At 62.8% G+C, this 14,463-nt stretch carries 14 protein-coding genes; 6 read left to right on the plus strand and 8 right to left on the minus strand.

The annotated features are described in order from the left end of the window. Positions 1-85 precede the first annotated feature (85 nt). Together F0P97_RS08750 and gloB are read right to left on the minus strand one after the other, a co-directional pair. Positions 86-1,618 (minus strand): transglycosylase SLT domain-containing protein, encoded by a 1,533-nt coding sequence (locus tag F0P97_RS08750; protein ID WP_182286447.1) that lies wholly within the window; start codon positions 1,616-1,618, stop codon positions 86-88. After that, positions 1,618-2,391, minus strand: coding sequence for a hydroxyacylglutathione hydrolase (gloB, locus tag F0P97_RS08755; protein ID WP_182286448.1), 774 nt, complete (start codon positions 2,389-2,391; stop codon positions 1,618-1,620). Before gloB ends, F0P97_RS08750 begins: the two co-directional genes overlap by 1 nt. A gap of 19 nt (positions 2,392-2,410) precedes the next feature. Here gloB and F0P97_RS08760 point away from each other — a divergent pair, with 19 nt between their 5' ends. Both F0P97_RS08760 and rnhA read left to right on the plus strand, forming a co-directional pair. Next, complete coding sequence (locus F0P97_RS08760) at positions 2,411-3,244, plus strand: class I SAM-dependent methyltransferase (RefSeq protein WP_182287147.1); 834 nt, start codon at positions 2,411-2,413, stop codon at positions 3,242-3,244. After that, a complete protein-coding gene (rnhA, locus tag F0P97_RS08765; RefSeq protein ID WP_003056672.1) occupies positions 3,241-3,690 on the plus strand; it encodes a ribonuclease HI in 450 nt (149 codons plus the stop codon). Before F0P97_RS08760 ends, rnhA begins: the two co-directional genes overlap by 4 nt. Positions 3,691-3,717: 27 nt before the next feature. Here the strand turns inward: rnhA and F0P97_RS08770 are convergent, their stop codons facing one another. The 6 genes from F0P97_RS08770 to F0P97_RS08795 form a co-directional block, all read right to left on the minus strand. Beyond that, on the minus strand, positions 3,718-4,044 hold the full coding sequence (locus F0P97_RS08770; protein ID WP_182286449.1) for a thioredoxin family protein: 327 nt from the start codon (positions 4,042-4,044) through the stop codon (positions 3,718-3,720). 53 nt (positions 4,045-4,097) lie between these two features. Next, positions 4,098-5,471 carry a molybdopterin molybdotransferase MoeA gene (locus F0P97_RS08775; RefSeq protein WP_182286450.1) on the minus strand — a complete coding sequence of 458 codons (1,374 nt, stop codon included), beginning with the start codon at positions 5,469-5,471 and terminating at the stop codon, positions 4,098-4,100. A gap of 87 nt (positions 5,472-5,558) precedes the next feature. Then, positions 5,559-6,224 (minus strand): molybdenum cofactor guanylyltransferase MobA, encoded by a 666-nt coding sequence (gene mobA / locus F0P97_RS08780; protein ID WP_182286451.1) that lies wholly within the window; start codon positions 6,222-6,224, stop codon positions 5,559-5,561. After that, a complete protein-coding gene (gene moaA / locus F0P97_RS08785; protein WP_182286452.1) occupies positions 6,217-7,359 on the minus strand; it encodes a GTP 3',8-cyclase MoaA in 1,143 nt (380 codons plus the stop codon). Before moaA ends, mobA begins: the two co-directional genes overlap by 8 nt. Before the next feature lie 97 nt (positions 7,360-7,456). After that, on the minus strand, positions 7,457-8,038 hold the full coding sequence (locus tag F0P97_RS08790; protein ID WP_182287148.1) for a DUF2889 domain-containing protein: 582 nt from the start codon (positions 8,036-8,038) through the stop codon (positions 7,457-7,459). Between the two features lie 185 nt (positions 8,039-8,223). After that, a complete protein-coding gene (locus F0P97_RS08795) occupies positions 8,224-9,036 on the minus strand; it encodes a Crp/Fnr family transcriptional regulator (RefSeq protein WP_232538168.1) in 813 nt (270 codons plus the stop codon). A 61-nt stretch (positions 9,037-9,097) separates the two neighbouring features. On the opposite strand from F0P97_RS08795, the gene F0P97_RS08800 reads away from it, so the two are divergent. From F0P97_RS08800 to F0P97_RS08815, 4 genes are all read left to right on the plus strand, one after another. Then, positions 9,098-9,622 carry a DUF962 domain-containing protein gene (locus F0P97_RS08800; RefSeq protein WP_182286453.1) on the plus strand — a complete coding sequence of 175 codons (525 nt, stop codon included), beginning with the start codon at positions 9,098-9,100 and terminating at the stop codon, positions 9,620-9,622. 226 nt (positions 9,623-9,848) lie between these two features. Then, the gene (gene ppa, locus F0P97_RS08805; protein ID WP_182286454.1) at positions 9,849-10,376 is read left to right on the plus strand and encodes an inorganic diphosphatase; all 528 of its coding nucleotides are present in this window, start codon (positions 9,849-9,851) and stop codon (positions 10,374-10,376) included. Between the two features lie 139 nt (positions 10,377-10,515). Beyond that, entirely contained in the window at positions 10,516-12,279 is a 1,764-nt protein-coding gene (locus F0P97_RS08810) for a methyl-accepting chemotaxis protein (protein WP_182286455.1), read from the plus strand. A gap of 429 nt (positions 12,280-12,708) precedes the next feature. Next, positions 12,709-14,442 (plus strand): methyl-accepting chemotaxis protein, encoded by a 1,734-nt coding sequence (locus F0P97_RS08815; protein ID WP_182286456.1) that lies wholly within the window; start codon positions 12,709-12,711, stop codon positions 14,440-14,442. Positions 14,443-14,463: the final 21 nt, after the last annotated feature.

Raw genomic sequence — 14,463 nt, forward strand, 5'->3', positions numbered from 1 at the left:
GCCGCTATTGATTTCTTTGAATGAGTGGAGATGAAAAAGCCCGCTGGTTTTTGCGGACAGCGGGCTTTTTTGCGGGGGGCGAAACTTATTTGCGCTTCTTGGCTGGTGTGCCGCCACGTGCCTTGGGTTCGCTCTTGCCGCCACGGGGAGCGGGCGCGCTGCCGGCTCTGGTGTTCTTGCTGGCGGCTGCCACCTTGCTGCCGCCACGGGTATTGCGGGCTGACTCGCGTGGGCTGTCGTTGGCTTCGGCGCGTGCGCTGCGGGCTGCGCGGCTGGGCAGGTAGGCAATCAGCGACTGGCCGGGGCGCAAGGATGCCGTGGACTTGAGGTCGTTCCAGTCCGCGAGGTTGGAGACGCTGATGCCATAGCGGCTGGCCACGCTGACCAGGGTATCGCGCTTGCGCGCCTTGACCGTGGTGCGCACGGTCACGATCTCGGGGGCGAAGGAGATCTGGCCGTTGTCTGCCACATGGCCGGGCACATCGGTCTTGACGTTGGCATCGCGCGGCACCATCAGAGCCGAGCCGGCCTTGATCAGCATGCGTGGAGGGATGTTGTTGATGGCGCGCAGGTCGGCTTCACCCAGGCCTGCACGCTGGGCGGCTTCAGCCACGGTGATGGTGGTGGGCACGGTCCATACCGTCCAGCTGGCAAACTGGCCTTCGCTATAGGCCTGCAGATTGCGGCGGAAAACCTTGGCGTTGTCCCAGGGCAGCAGCACCTGCGGCGTGGCGCGCGCAAAGATCACCGGTTTGTGAAAGCTGGGGTTGAGCGCCTTGAAGTCCTTGACGCTCACATCGGCCAGCTTGGCCACCAGCTCAACGTCGATGTCGTGCGGCAGATCCACGGCCTGGAAATAGGGGTGGTTCTCGATGATGGGAAGCTCGGTGTTGAACTTCTCGGGCTCGGCCACGATGTTCTTGACGGCTTGCAGCTTGGGCACGTAATTGCGGGTTTCGGCAGGCATCTGCAGATCAAGGTAGCCCGCGGGCTGGCCCAGCTTTTCGTTGCGCTTGATGGCGCGGCCCACGCTGCCCTCGCCCCAGTTATAGGCGGCCAGGGCCAGATGCCAGTCGCCGAACATGTTGTAGAGCTTTTGCAGATAGTCGAGCGCGGCGCGGGTCGAGGCCAGCACATCGCGGCGATCATCGCGGAAGACATTCTGCTTGAGGTCGAAATAGGTGCCCGTGGCCGGCATGAACTGCCACATGCCGGCGGCCTTGGCGCTGGAGACAGCCTGAGGATTGAAGGCGCTCTCGATGAAGGGCAACAGCGCCAACTCTGTCGGCATATTGCGGCGCTCCAGTTCCTCGACGATGTGGAACAGGTATTTGCTCGACCGCTCCGTCATGCGCTGTATGTAGTCGGGGCGCGTGGCATACCACTGCTCCTGGTTCTGGACCAGATCCTGCTCAAGATTGGGCATGGCAAAGCCCTTGCGGATGCGAACCCAGAGATCGCCCGTGGCTTCAAGCTCCGCGACTTCAGAGCTGCCGACTTTGCCCTGGCCCAGGGGTTTGAGCGGGCCGTTCGGATACATGGGGTCGACGCTGCTGGTGGTGGCGCAGCCGGTCAATATCAGTGCGCTTGTCAGCAGCAGGGTGGATAGCAGCTTCATCAGAAAACGTTTTTCCATTGGCGCAAGGTAGACAGCACGCTGGCGGGCTCCTCGGGCCTGGTTTGAGGATCATGGTGCACGGCGGCTGCGATCACATCGGCAGCGCGGCTTCGCATGAACGGGTTGATGGCCAGCTCGGTCTGCAATGTGGAGGGCAGCGTGGGCTGCCCGTTCTTGCGCAGTTGCTGGCAATATTCCAGATACTGAGCCAGTTCCGGGTTGTTTGGTTCCACGGCCTGCGCAAATCGCAGGTTGGAAATTGTGTACTCATGTGCGCAGCACACCAGCGTGTTGCCGGGCAGGGCGGCCAGTGCGTCCAGCGAAGTCTGCATCTGCGCTGCCGTGCCTTCGAAAAGGCGCCCGCAGCCGCCCGAGAACAGCGTGTCGCCGCAGAACAGCAGGGGCTGGTCTTGTGCCTGTGTGCTGAAGAAGGCGATATGACCGCTGGTGTGTCCCGGCACATCGATGACCCTCCAGGGGCCGCCGAGCAGCTCCACGCTGTTGCCTCCCTGCACGCGTGTGACGGGCTCCGGCAGGGACTCGTAGGCGGGGCCCCAGACCGGGGCGCCGGTGGCCGCGCGAATGGCATCGATGCCGCCCACATGGTCGGCATGATGGTGGGTGACTAAAATGCCCTGCAGTTTCAGGCCCCGCTGTGCCAATGTGCTCAGCACAGGCTCGGCCTGACCCGGATCGACGACCACGGCATGTTCTGCATCGTGGAGCATCCAGATGTAGTTGTCGGAAAAAGCGGGAATGGGCAACAGGTTCATGAGCTGCAAAATTATAGAGATGCATCACTGGACGGATTCAGCCCTCGGGCACTATCTCCTGGAATGGGAGCAGCAGCGCTTTGACGAGGCGGTTGCGGATATCTTTGGCTACCACGCCTTGCAGCTGGGCTTGCCACAGCTGCAAGGCCTGCGCAGCAACCGCATGCCTCATCGCTGGCTGGCGCTGGAGGGCCTCGATCCCGTTCCGGATGCAAAAGCAGGCACTGTAGCGCAAGCGAAGGCGACCGCAGTGTCGCCGCCGCTGCCACCCGCTGATGATGCACAGAATTTTGCCCCGTTGGTGCCGGCGCTCAGAACCGCCCCGGAAGCCCTGCCTTTTGCCGAGGCCAGCCTCGATCTGCTGCTGATGCCGCATACGCTGGAGGCTTGCAACGATCCGCATGCCGCGCTGCGCGAGGCTGCGCGGGTGCTGGTGCCGGAAGGCAGACTGGTGATCAGCGGGCTGAACCCCTCCAGTCTGCTGGGCTTGCAGCGCCGGGTGGAGCGCAGTGCGGGATATTTGCCGGACTTGAGCCTGGGTGTGGGTTATTGGCGTTTGCGCGATTGGCTGCGTTTGCTGAGCTTCGAGATCGAAGCAGTGCAATTTGGCTGTTATCGTCCTGCCACTCAAAGTGAGAAGTGGCTGAGCCGCTGGCAGTTCATGGAAGGCCTGGGCCACCGCTGCTGGCCGGTGATGGGGGGCGTCTATTGTGTGGTGGCCGTCAAGCGTGTGCAGGGCATGCGGCTGATGAGCCCGAGCTGGCGCAAGAGCAGCGTGCCGGCCGGCATGAAGGCGCCCGTGACCCAGAAGCAGCCGCCGGACATGTCCTGGCGTAACAAGGAAGAAAATTGAATCAAGTTGTGATCTATACCGATGGTGCCTGCAAGGGCAATCCCGGCCCTGGCGGCTGGGGCGCATTGCTGCAGGCCGGATCGGCGCAGAAAGAACTCTTCGGTGGTGAACTGGGAACCACCAATAACCGCATGGAGCTCAAGGCCGTGATCGAGGCGCTGTCCGCGCTCAAGCGTCCCTGCGATGTGGTGCTGTATCTGGACAGTCAGTACGTGCGCAAAGGCATTACCGAGTGGATACAGGGCTGGAAGGCCAAGGGCTGGGTCACTGCTTCCAAGGAGCCCGTCAAAAATGTCGAACTCTGGAAGCAGCTGGACGCGCTGGTGCAGGGCAGCGGCCACCGTATCGACTGGCGCTGGGTCAAGGGCCATGCCGGAGACCCCGGCAATGAGCGCGCCGATGCGCTGGCCAACAAGGGCGTGGAGCTGGCGCTCAAGAACGGCTGAGCCAGGAGCCGGGCCAGCTGCGCTGGCTCAGCTCGTGATTTGTGCCAGCGTTTCTTGGATCTGTTGTTCGGATTCGGGGCGTACGATGCGCGCCACTTCCTTGCCGTCACGCAGAAAAATCAGCGTGGGCCAGAGCTTGACGCGATAGCTGCGGCCCAGCGGCCGGCCGGGACCATCTTCCACCTTGATGTGCGCCACTTCCGGCTGGGCTGACAGCGCGGACTGCAACAGCGGCTGGGCGCGTTGGCAGTGGCCGCACCAGGGGGCGCCAAATTCCAGCAAATTCGCGCCCTTGAGCGCATCGATGGCCTGCCTTGTGGGTTCTGTGGCCCAGTGGGTGGCTTGGTATGGCATGAAATATTTCCCAGAATGGATCGAGGGTCGAAGACCAGGCAGAAAGTCCGTCTTCAGATCAGACCCTGCAGCAGCAGGACATTGACGGATTCTCCGGGCAGGACATCGCCGCGCGCATCGTCCAGCACGATGATGCAGTCGGCGGCGACCATGGAACTGAGCACGCCCGAGCCTTGCGGTCCCGTGGTGCGCACGGCGGCCTGGCCCTTCTCATCGAGTTCGAGCACGCCGCGCAGATATTCGGTACGGCCCGGGCGTTTGCGCAGGCGCTCGCTGCTGATCGCCTGCAGCAATGGCATGTGGGTGCTGCGTTCGCCTGCCAGCATGGCCAGGGCTGGGCGCACAAACATCAGAAAGCTCACCATGGCGGCCACCGGGTTGCCGGGCAGTCCCAGCAGCACAGCCGGGCGCTGAGTGGGCGGCGGATTACTCTGATTTTGGGGGCTGCTTGCGCTTGTCTTGATCGGGATGCCTGCCGATCTGGTCAGTGAGATTCCTCCGGCGGGAGCGAGCAGGCCCACGGCCAGCGGCCGACCGGGACGCATGGCCACCCGCCAGAACTGCACGGTGCCCAGGCGCTGCAGCATCGCGCGGGTGTGATCGGCCTCGCCGGCGCTGATGCCGCCACTGGTCAGCACCACATCGGCCAGGGTGGCTGCTTCGCGCAGGCGGTCTTCCAGTGCGGCCGGTTCATCGGGCACGGCCCCCAGGTCCAGCACATGGGCGCCCAGTCGGCGCAGCAGCGCCTGCAGGCTGAAGCGGTTGCTGTCGTAGATGGCTCCATCGCGCGGCTCGGCGCCTGGGGTCAGCAGCTCGTCGCCGGTGGAGAAGTAAGCCACGCTGAGTCGGCGCCGCACGCTGACCTGGCCCAGTCCCAGACTGGCCAGCAGACCCAGGGCGGCTGGTGTGAGGCGCTGGCCGGCCTGCAGCGCCACGGAGCCTTGCTCCAGGTCTTCGCCGCGCAGGCGACGATTGGCGCCTGCACGCAGGGCACTGCCGTCAAACTGAATGCACTTCTCGTCAGAGCTGGCCTGCTCATGGGCGACTACGGTATCCGCACCCACCGGCATGACCGCACCCGTCATGATCTTCACGCATTCGCCCGCGCCAAGCCGGCCTTGCCAAGGTCTTCCTGCCAGAGCCGTCCCCACCACACGCAGCATCAGCGGCTGGCCGGACCACGCCTGCTCCAGTTCGCTGCCGGCAAAGGCATAGCCGTCCATGGCACTGTTGTCATGGGGCGGTACGTTGACGGGGCAGATCACATCGGCTGCCAGCACACGATCCAGGGCATCGGGCAGGGCGACGGTTTCCACCTCGGCGACCGCACCCAGCGGCTGCAGCAAGGCTTGCAGCTGTTGCAGCACCTGGTCAGTGGTCAGCGTCTGGGCGCTGGTGGAAGCGGCGGGTTGAAAAGTCGCAGTCATAACAGCAAAAAAATAAGAAACCTCATGACAAGATGCGGCCATGGGGCTGCGTGGCACTTTACGCTTGTGGCAGGTGGTGCCGGTGACTCAGGATTGGCGTTCGGGGGCGGTTTGCTCCAGATCAAGCAACTGGGCCAGCGTGTTGGCGTTGCTGAAGGCCTGCTCGTCCCCGGGGCGGTCAAATACGGCCTGGGCGCTGCGATGCTGGCCGGTCCAGGCGTCTATCTTGCGGCCGCCGCCGGTGATGAAGCGCTCAAGGCTGGAGGCGAGCCCTGCCCGCAGCAGGCAGAACACAGGCTGGACGCGCAGTTGCGGCGGCTGCCCTGGCTGGGCATGCTCGGTATCCCAGCCGTGAGCGATGACGATATCGGCATCGCCACGCGACGCCAGCATTCGCGCAGCCAGATCGAGGGGCAGCAGCGGCGTATCACAGGGCACGCACAGCAGCCATGGCGTGCGGCAATGCGCGAGGCCGGCCATGAAGCCCGCCAACGGGCCGGGGTAGTCGGGCAGGCTGTCGGCGCAGACCTCGGCAGCCAGTGGCTGACCCAGCTCGGCGTAAGCGGCTGTATTGCGATTGGCATTGATGAGCAAGGGGCCGACCTGCGGAGCCAGGCGCTGCAATGCATGCAGTGCCAGTGGCAAGCCTTGAAAGCTTTGCAGGCCCTTGTCCACCCCGCCCATGCGCACACCGCGTCCTCCAGCCAGCACGCAACCGGTGATCTGTTCGGGGGCGATGCGTGAGTCAGCCACCGATATAGCTCATCTCGATGCGCCGACCTTGCCGCACCGGCGCCACATCGGGGGGCATTTCGCTGCGCATTTGCGAGTACCGATCATCGCGCTGCTGCCAGATGGGGGCAATGGCGGCTGCAATCTCGGCATCGCTGGCACCGGTGCGCAGCAGGCTGCGCAAGTCCCAGCCCTGGCTGGCGAACAGGCACAGATAGAGCTGGCCCTCGGTGGACAGGCGTGCACGGTTGCAGTCGCCGCAGAAGGCGTGGGTCACACTGCTGATGACGCCCACCTCGCCCAGTTGCGGATCATGTCGGCCGCTGGCATCGGCATAGCCCCAGCGCACGGCGGTCTCGCCCGGGGCGCTGGGGGCCAGCGGGATCAGCGGCAGCTCGGCGCGCAGACGGGCTATGACCTCATCCGAGGGCAGTACCTCGTCCATGCGCCAGCCGTTGGTGGCTCCCACGTCCATGTATTCGATGAATCGCAGCGTGATGCCCGTGCCGCGGAAGTAGCGGGCCATGGGCAGGATCTGGTCGTCATTGGTGCCGCGCTTGACCACCATGTTCACCTTGATGTGCGACAGGCCCGCAGTCTGTGCAGCCTCGATGCCGGCCAGCACATCGGTCACGGGGAAGTCCACATCGTTCATGTGCCGGAACACGGCATCGTCCAGTCCATCGAGGCTGACGGTCACGCGGTTCAGACCGGCGTCCTTCAGGGCGCGTGCCTTGCGCGCCAGCAGCGAGGCGTTGGTTGTCAGTGTCAGGTCCAGCGGCTGGCCATCGGGCGTGCGCAGCTCGGCCAACTGGGCAATCAGGGCTTCGATGTTCTTGCGCAGCAGCGGCTCGCCGCCGGTCAGGCGCAGCTTGCGCACGCCATGGGCGACAAAAAGCCTGGCCAGGCGCGTAATTTCCTCGAAGCTCAACAGCGAGCTGTGGGGCAGATATTGGTAGTTCTTGTCAAAAACTTCCTTGGGCATGCAGTAGTTGCAGCGGAAGTTGCAGCGGTCGGTGACGCTGATGCGAAGGTCGCGCAAAGGCCGTCCCCATTGATCCTGCAGCAACCCGGTAGGGGCTTGCAGGGGGCTGGGGACGATTGCGTTGCGGGTCGCCGCACGTTCATCGACCAAAGGGATCACACGTTCTGCCATGGGCTCGATTGTGCCGCAAGCGCGAAGTCCGGGCCGGCTGCGGGCTTGTTGTGGCTTATCAAATTTGATAGCTGTTAGCGCTTGATGGTATTGCGGATCAGTCTTTTATAGTGGTTTCCACGGGTTGCTGAGCGAGCGGCTTCCAGCCTTTGAACTCGGGGTAGAACTCGGCCACGCCGGGGCCGTTGAAGTCCCAGCCCAGGCACTGGCCCAGATGGCGTGGCGGCAGGCCCGAGCCATTGGGGCCGAACTGGTTGAGCACGGTGTGAAAAGCGGGCGTTGCCATATTGAACAGCAGCTCGCGCAGATGCGTGCAGCCCACCACCCCGCCCAGATTGTCGGCAATGGCACGGCGCCAGCCGCGGGCTATGCAGCAGCCCACCATCTTCTGCATGGACTTTGTGGCCTGGGGGCAGTGGCCCAGGGGGTGGTCGTCCATGGCGGCCTCTATGCCGTGCACCACCATGTCGGCATCGATGGTCAGGCGGATCCACATATGGTGAATCGGCTTGCCTGCCGGCACTTTGCGGCGGCCGTGCAGCTCGATGTCATAGGTTTTCTGGTCGATAAGCTCGGCTTCCACGTCCCACATGCCGTCATCGCGGGCATAGCCCCGGTATTTGACGTCGCGCATATTGATGGGGGCTGGCTTGCGGCTGGCACTGGGAGACAGGGGCATGGGGTATCCGTTGTTATGGCGGGCGACAACGACGCCATGTCGGAACTCGGCTGGGTCGCCCGCGATGATCTTGAGCCGGGTCTGGTGCATCAGACCCGGTTTCATTATCAAAGAGATAGCAGTCTTGTCCAGCACCAAGCGGACAGCGGGGCGGGACGGGGGACCCCGAGCCAGGCTGGCAGCGCTTAGCTGCTCGTGGGTATTTCCCCGGTGAGTGCGGCTGCCTTGAGTGCGGCCAGGTCGAGAACTTCCAGCTTGCCGCGGCGCAGTTGCAGCCAGCCGGCCTGCTGCAGCTCCTGCAGGATCTGGTTGGTAGTCTGGCGTGACAGGCCCAGCATGCGTGCGATCTGCTCCTGCGAGACGGCCAGCTCGCGGTGGGTGCGCATGCGGTCGGCCCATTGCTCGTGGCCCATGGCCATTTGCACCAGACGGCACATCACGCGCTGCGGTGCCGGCAGCACGGTCTGCTCCTCCAACGCGATCAGGCTGGCACGCAGCTTGTGGGTCAGCAGCAGGGCCATGTGGCGCCAGCAATGCGGGTTGGCATCCAGCCATTCGCGCAGCGGCGGTATAGGGATATGCAGCAGGGCGCAGGCGGTGTTGGCGCAGGCGTCGTGGGTGCGGGGCTCGCCATCGAAGAGGGCGATCTCGCCCAGCCAGCTCGGCGGCTCGATCAAGGTCAGCAAGGCCGTGCGGGTGTTTTCCTGAAGTGCTGCCGTGCCGGAGATGCTGAGCGAGCCCCTGGCCACCGCATACAGGCCGCAGGGGGCATCGCCGCGGCGAAACAGCCATTCGCCGGCGGCCAGCAGCCTTGGCTGGGCCAGTTGCTGCATCTGGACGGTCAATTCCGGCGGCAGTGAGCGGAACCAGCGGCCGGCCTGCACGATGGCCCAGAGATCATTGGAGTTGACATGCTCGAAGCTGCCGCGATTGCGTGCAGTGGGCACTGAGGCCAGTACAGGCCTGGGTGAGGGGTTTAGCGCTTGTGTCGGTGGCATGACAGACGGCAAGGTTGATGCTGCGCCACCATGCTCTGACAAGCGACCAGGAGATACAGCGATGAAAACCCTAATCGATCAACTGTCGAACTACGCCGACTACCACCGCGACCCGCGCAATATCGTCACGCACTACATCGGTGTGCCCATGATCATGCAGGCGGTGGTGATTCTGCTGGCCAGGCTGCAATGGGGAGCGCTTGGCGGTATGCCGATCTCTCTGGCCCTTCTGGCAGCGGTTGCTGCAGCAGTGTATTACTGGCGGCTCGACGGGCGCTACGGCCTGTTCATGAGCGTGTTGCTGGCCGCCATGCTGGCGCTGGCGACTCCTGTCGCCGCGCAGCCCATGGGGAGCTGGCTGGCCTGGGGGCTGGGCCTTTTTGTGCTGGGCTGGGTGATCCAGTTCGTCGGTCACTACTGGGAAGGACGCAAGCCCGCTTTTCTTGACGATGTGATGGGTCTGCTGATAGGCCCGCTGTTTGTGGCGGCCGAGCTGGGTTTTGCTCTGGGGCTGCGCAAGGAGGTGCAGGCGGCGGTGGAGCAGCGCAGCGGTCCCGTGCGTCGCCGGCATCCGGTGAGCGCCTGAAATGCTCTCGTTCTGAGAGCTAAGTCGGCTATGTGCATATTGGTTTGAGTGAATTTTCATGGGTGTCGCGGCCGGCGGCGTCTGGCGGTAATACACAACTGCGCGTGCATCTTTCAAATATGTAATGCCTGCGTTAGGGTCATGCGCCTAAAATCGCGGGCTGACCCTCAGGTGCCGATGCTTTGTTGGCTCTGGCGGGCTTTTTGTATTACTTCTCCCAACCATCATGTCTCTGAACAATGTGACCCCCGGCTCCAAGACGCCTGAAGTCTTCAACGTCGTCATCGAAATCTCGGCCAACTCGGCTCCCGTGAAGTACGAAGTGGACAAGGAAACCGGCTGCCTGTTCGTGGACCGTTTCATGGGCACAGCCATGCACTACCCCGTGAACTACGGCTATGTGCCCAAGACCCTGGCTGGCGACGGCGACCCCGTGGACGTGCTGGTGATGACTCCCTTCCCCCTGCCCAGCGGTGTGGTCGTGCCCTGCCGTGCCATCGGCATCCTGGAGATGGAAGACGAGTCCGGCATCGACGGCAAGGTTCTGGCTGTGCCCACACAGAAGCTGCTGCCTTCCTACGACAAGATCAACCACCTCAGCGACATCCATGAGCTGACCCTGCAGCAGATCGCTCATTTCTTCGAGCACTACAAGGATCTGGAAAAGGGCAAGTGGGTCAAGGTTCTGGGCTGGAAGGGCGTGGACGTGGCACACAAGGAAATCGTGGACGGTATCGCCAACTACAAGGGCTGATCCAAACTAGTAAAGGGTCTCTAACCTTTACTTGCAGAGAAGCTTCGCAATCTGTATATATACAATTTGAAACGCACCTGGCGGATCTCGCTTGGTGCGTTTTTTTATGGCCTGCATCGATAGATACGAGGGGGAGCGCATGAGTTGGAAGATTTCGGACTGGCGCGTGGGGACCAAGTTGGGCGTCAGCTTTACGGCGCTGGTGTTTTTCTCCGCATTGCTCGGCCTGGTGGCCTGGTTGCAGCTATCGAGCATTCATGCAGCGGGCCGTGAGGTTTCCGAAGTGGCGCTGCCCAGCGTCTACAACGCAGCCTCCATGCGCTCCGAGTACAACCGGCTGCGACGCCATGAGGCGGGCATCGCCACCGCTCGCACGCTGGTCGAGATCGAAGGCTACGAGCAGCAGATCCAGCAGCGCCTGAAAACCATCGCCGAGCAGGAAAAAGTGGTCAACGACCTGATTGCCAGCCAGCCGCTGCGCGAGGCCTACGAGGGCTATCAGGCCAACAAGGCGAATTTCCTGAAGCTGCACGAGCAACTGCTGGCGCGTGCTCGCGACGGCGACTACAACACCGTGGACAGCCAGGCCGGCATGGCCGACGAGCTGGGGCTGTTTTTTGCCGGGTTGTCCGAGCAGGCCTTCAGCCAGCTGGCGGAAAGCACGGGCAAGCTGATGACGCTGCAGCTCGAGAATGCGGCCCAGGCCCAGAAGGCAGAAAAGTCCAGTTTCGAGCTGGCCCGCTACTGGCTGCTCGGTACGCTGGCGCTGGTGGTGCTGTTTGCCGCCGTGGTCGGCATTGCGATGACACGTGCCATCACGGCTCCCGTGGCCACGGCAGTTGAGTTGGCGCAGGCCGTGGCTGCCGGCAGGCTGGGCATGGTGGTGAAGAACCAGCGCCGCGATGAAATGGGCTTGCTGCTCAATGCGCTGGAAGACATGCGTCGGCAACTGTCCTCCGTGGTTCAGGATGTGCGCGGCAATGCCCATGGCGTGGCCCTGGCGTCCAGTGAAATCGCCCAGGGCAATGCGGACCTTTCGGCACGCACCGAAAGCCAGGCCAGTGCCCTGGAGCAAACGGCGGCCTCCATGGAGCAGCTGGGTTCGACCGTGCGCCAGAACGCCGACAACGCCCAGACAGCCAATCAAATGGCAAAGAATGCCTCCGATGTCGCGGGTCGCGGCGGGGATGTGGTTGCCCAGGTGGTGGACACCATGAAGGGCATCAACGACAGCAGTCGCCAGATCGCCGACATCATCGGGGTCATCGACTCGATTGCCTTCCAGACCAATATCCTGGCCCTGAATGCGGCCGTGGAAGCGGCACGTGCCGGCGAGCAAGGCCGTGGCTTTGCCGTGGTGGCGGGCGAGGTGCGCACGCTGGCCCAGCGCAGCGCCGAGGCGGCTAAGGAAATCAAGCAGCTCATCCATGCCAGCGTGGAGCGCGTGGAGCAAGGTTCGCAACTGGTGGACAAGGCTGGCGCCACCATGGCCGAGATCGTGACGGCCATCGGCCGCGTGACGGACATCATGGGCGAGATCAGCGCAGCCAGCCGTGAGCAGAGCCAGGGCGTTGCTCAGGTGGGCGAAGCCGTCACCCAGATGGATCAGGCCACGCAGCAGAATGCGGCCCTGGTGGAGCAGAGCGCGGCAGCCGCCGACTCTTTGCAGCGCCAGGCCAAGGCACTGGTCGATTCGGTGGCGATTTTTCAGTTGGGCAATCAGGCCCAGAGCTTTGCCACTGCGGCGCTGAACAATCGGGTCGAGCCGGCTGCAAAGGCCGGCATGAGCGCTGGCTCGAGGGCTGCAGCGTTAGTCGATCAAGGCCAGCGCAAGCCTGTGCCAGCGTCGGTCAAAACGGCTCAGCCCGCTTTGACCAATGATCAGGATTGGGAACAGTTCTGAGGCATTGCCGGTTTCAACGACTTCCGACTCAAAACCCCGATAGCGAATGCTGTCGGGGTTTTTTACAAGCTTTCTTGAAACTGTCTTGATATTGATCAAGAAGAGGGGTGGCTTGATGCTTTTTCAGGGCTATGTAGGTTGCTATGGCATCGAGAATCTCGGCTGTCAATGGTCGGTAACTTTCAGTAACTCGAGTGCAACGTAAGTGACTGCCTACATGACTGTAAGCTCTTGAAGATAGGCAAGGAATATGAAACTGGAAACAATTGATAACATATGAGCTGCTATCAAGGACCATTCCATCTCTGGTATGCCATTCAGAGAGATATTTTCCGATCGAACAGAAAAATTGAATTCTTGTGCTTCGTGGGTATGGATTCAAAAGAAGTATTTATAAAAACTAATTGGTAATAGAGGGAGGTGCAATCAATGAAAAGCATCAAAATCTCCACGCGGATTCTCGGCACGTTCGGGGTTCTGGTCTTGCTGCTGGTCGTGGTGGTCGCCATGGCATTGCTGCAGCTGCGCTCCATGCGCTCCAGTGCTGAAGCCATCACCGGCAATGCCCTGCCCAGTGTGGAAGTGATCAATACACTCAATACTGATCTGGCGCGCACCCGCCTGCTCGAGTTGCGGCATGTCAACAATGACGAGCCTGGCTATATGGCTCAGGTGGAAGCTCAATTCGAGCAATTGCAGAAACACCTGGCGGAGGCAAAAAAGCTCTATGAACCTTTGATTGTCACTGCCGAGGAGCGCGAGCTGTACACGCAGTTCCTGCGCGAACGGGAGCGTTACGTCGAATTGAACAAGCAACTGTTCGAAATTTCGCGTCGAGGCGATAAAGAGCAGGCCAAGCAATTGCTGGGAGGCGAATCTCTCAAGCTCTATGACCAGTCTTCGGTGACCCTGCAAAAGCTGATCAAGTTCAACAGCGATGTGGCAAGGGGCGAGACTCTGGCTTCGGAGAGAGTTTACGACCGGGCCGTGAGCATGCTTGCCCTGGCTGCCTTGATGGCGGTGCTGGTGGCTGCAGGGGCAGGCATCTGGCTGGTGCGTTCCATCCGTGCGCCGCTGGAGCAGGCGGTGCAGGCCGCGGACCGTGTGGCCAATGGGGATCTGAGCGGCGTCATCCGCGTGGAGCGGGAGGACGAAACAGGCCGCTTGCTCAGCGCCCTGGAGCGTATGCAAAGCAGTCTGGTGCAGACCGTGCGCTCGGTACGCCAGAACGCGGAAGGCGTGGCCTCGGCCAGTTCGCAGATTGCCTCGGGCAATGCTGATCTCTCCGGTCGCACCGAGGAGCAGGCCAGTGCGCTGGAGGAAACCGCCGCCTCCATGGAGCAGCTGGGCTCTACTGTGCGCCAGAACGCCGACAACGCCCGTGCCGCCAATCAAATGGCGGTAAATGCTTCCCAGGTGGCAGCGCAGGGCGGTGCCGTGGTGGCCGAAGTGGTGGAAACCATGAAGGGCATCAACAACAGCAGCCAGCAGATTGCCGACATCATCACCGTCATCGACTCCATCGCCTTCCAGACCAATATCCTGGCGCTGAATGCGGCCGTGGAAGCGGCGCGCGCCGGCGAGCAGGGCCGTGGTTTTGCCGTGGTGGCGGGCGAGGTGCGCACCCTGGCCCAGCGCAGCGCCGAGGCCGCCAAGGAAATCAAGGCCTTGATCAGCACCAGCGTGCAGCGGGTGGAGCAGGGCACGCAGCTGGTGGACAAGGCCGGTGCCACCATGGCCGACATCGTGTCGGCGATCAGCCGGGTGACGGATCTGATGGCCGAGATCAGTGCCGCCAGCCAGGAGCAGAGCCAGGGTGTGGCCCAGGTCGGCGAGGCGGTGACGCAGATGGATCAGACGACGCAGCAAAACGCGGCGCTGGTGGAGGAAAGTGCCGCCGCCGCCGGTGCGCTGCGCAAGCAGGCGCAGGATCTGGTTCAGGCTGTGGCCGTCTTCCAGCTGCCTGCCAGTGCGCTTCATGACCAGGCCCCCAAGGCTGCCGCCCCGGCGCGTCAGGCGCCTGTCCGTCGTGTGGCCGCCCGTCCTGCCACCATGCCGGCAGCCCCGCGCTCATTGATGGGAGGGGCTGTTGCTGGCGAATCCGCTGCTGCCCGTAATGCGCAAAAGTCCTCGCTGGATGAGGATGACTGGGAAACCTTCTGAATGTCTCCTGGAGTCTGAGCT

This window comes from Comamonas testosteroni, assembly GCF_014076415.1.
Lineage (GTDB): Bacteria > Pseudomonadota > Gammaproteobacteria > Burkholderiales > Burkholderiaceae_C > Comamonas > Comamonas testosteroni_F.

Excerpts from the sequence above, each read along its gene's own strand:
- F0P97_RS08800 (WP_182286453.1), top strand. The coding sequence starts at position 9,098 with ATGAAAACCCTAATCGATCAACTGTCGAACTACGCCGACTACCACCGC.
- F0P97_RS08810 (WP_182286455.1), top strand. The coding sequence starts at position 10,516 with ATGAGTTGGAAGATTTCGGACTGGCGCGTGGGGACCAAGTTGGGCGTC.
- gloB (WP_182286448.1), bottom strand. The coding sequence starts at position 2,391 with ATGAACCTGTTGCCCATTCCCGCTTTTTCCGACAACTACATCTGGATG.
- F0P97_RS08750 (WP_182286447.1), bottom strand. The coding sequence starts at position 1,618 with ATGAAGCTGCTATCCACCCTGCTGCTGACAAGCGCACTGATATTGACC.
- moaA (WP_182286452.1), bottom strand. The coding sequence starts at position 7,359 with ATGGCAGAACGTGTGATCCCTTTGGTCGATGAACGTGCGGCGACCCGC.
- F0P97_RS08815 (WP_182286456.1), top strand. The coding sequence starts at position 12,709 with ATGAAAAGCATCAAAATCTCCACGCGGATTCTCGGCACGTTCGGGGTT.
- F0P97_RS08790 (WP_182287148.1), bottom strand. The coding sequence starts at position 8,038 with ATGCCCCTGTCTCCCAGTGCCAGCCGCAAGCCAGCCCCCATCAATATG.
- F0P97_RS08795 (WP_232538168.1), bottom strand. The coding sequence starts at position 9,036 with ATGCCACCGACACAAGCGCTAAACCCCTCACCCAGGCCTGTACTGGCC.
- F0P97_RS08770 (WP_182286449.1), bottom strand. The coding sequence starts at position 4,044 with ATGCCATACCAAGCCACCCACTGGGCCACAGAACCCACAAGGCAGGCC.
- F0P97_RS08775 (WP_182286450.1), bottom strand. The coding sequence starts at position 5,471 with ATGACTGCGACTTTTCAACCCGCCGCTTCCACCAGCGCCCAGACGCTG.
- F0P97_RS08760 (WP_182287147.1), top strand. The coding sequence starts at position 2,411 with ATGCATCACTGGACGGATTCAGCCCTCGGGCACTATCTCCTGGAATGG.
- ppa (WP_182286454.1), top strand. The coding sequence starts at position 9,849 with ATGTCTCTGAACAATGTGACCCCCGGCTCCAAGACGCCTGAAGTCTTC.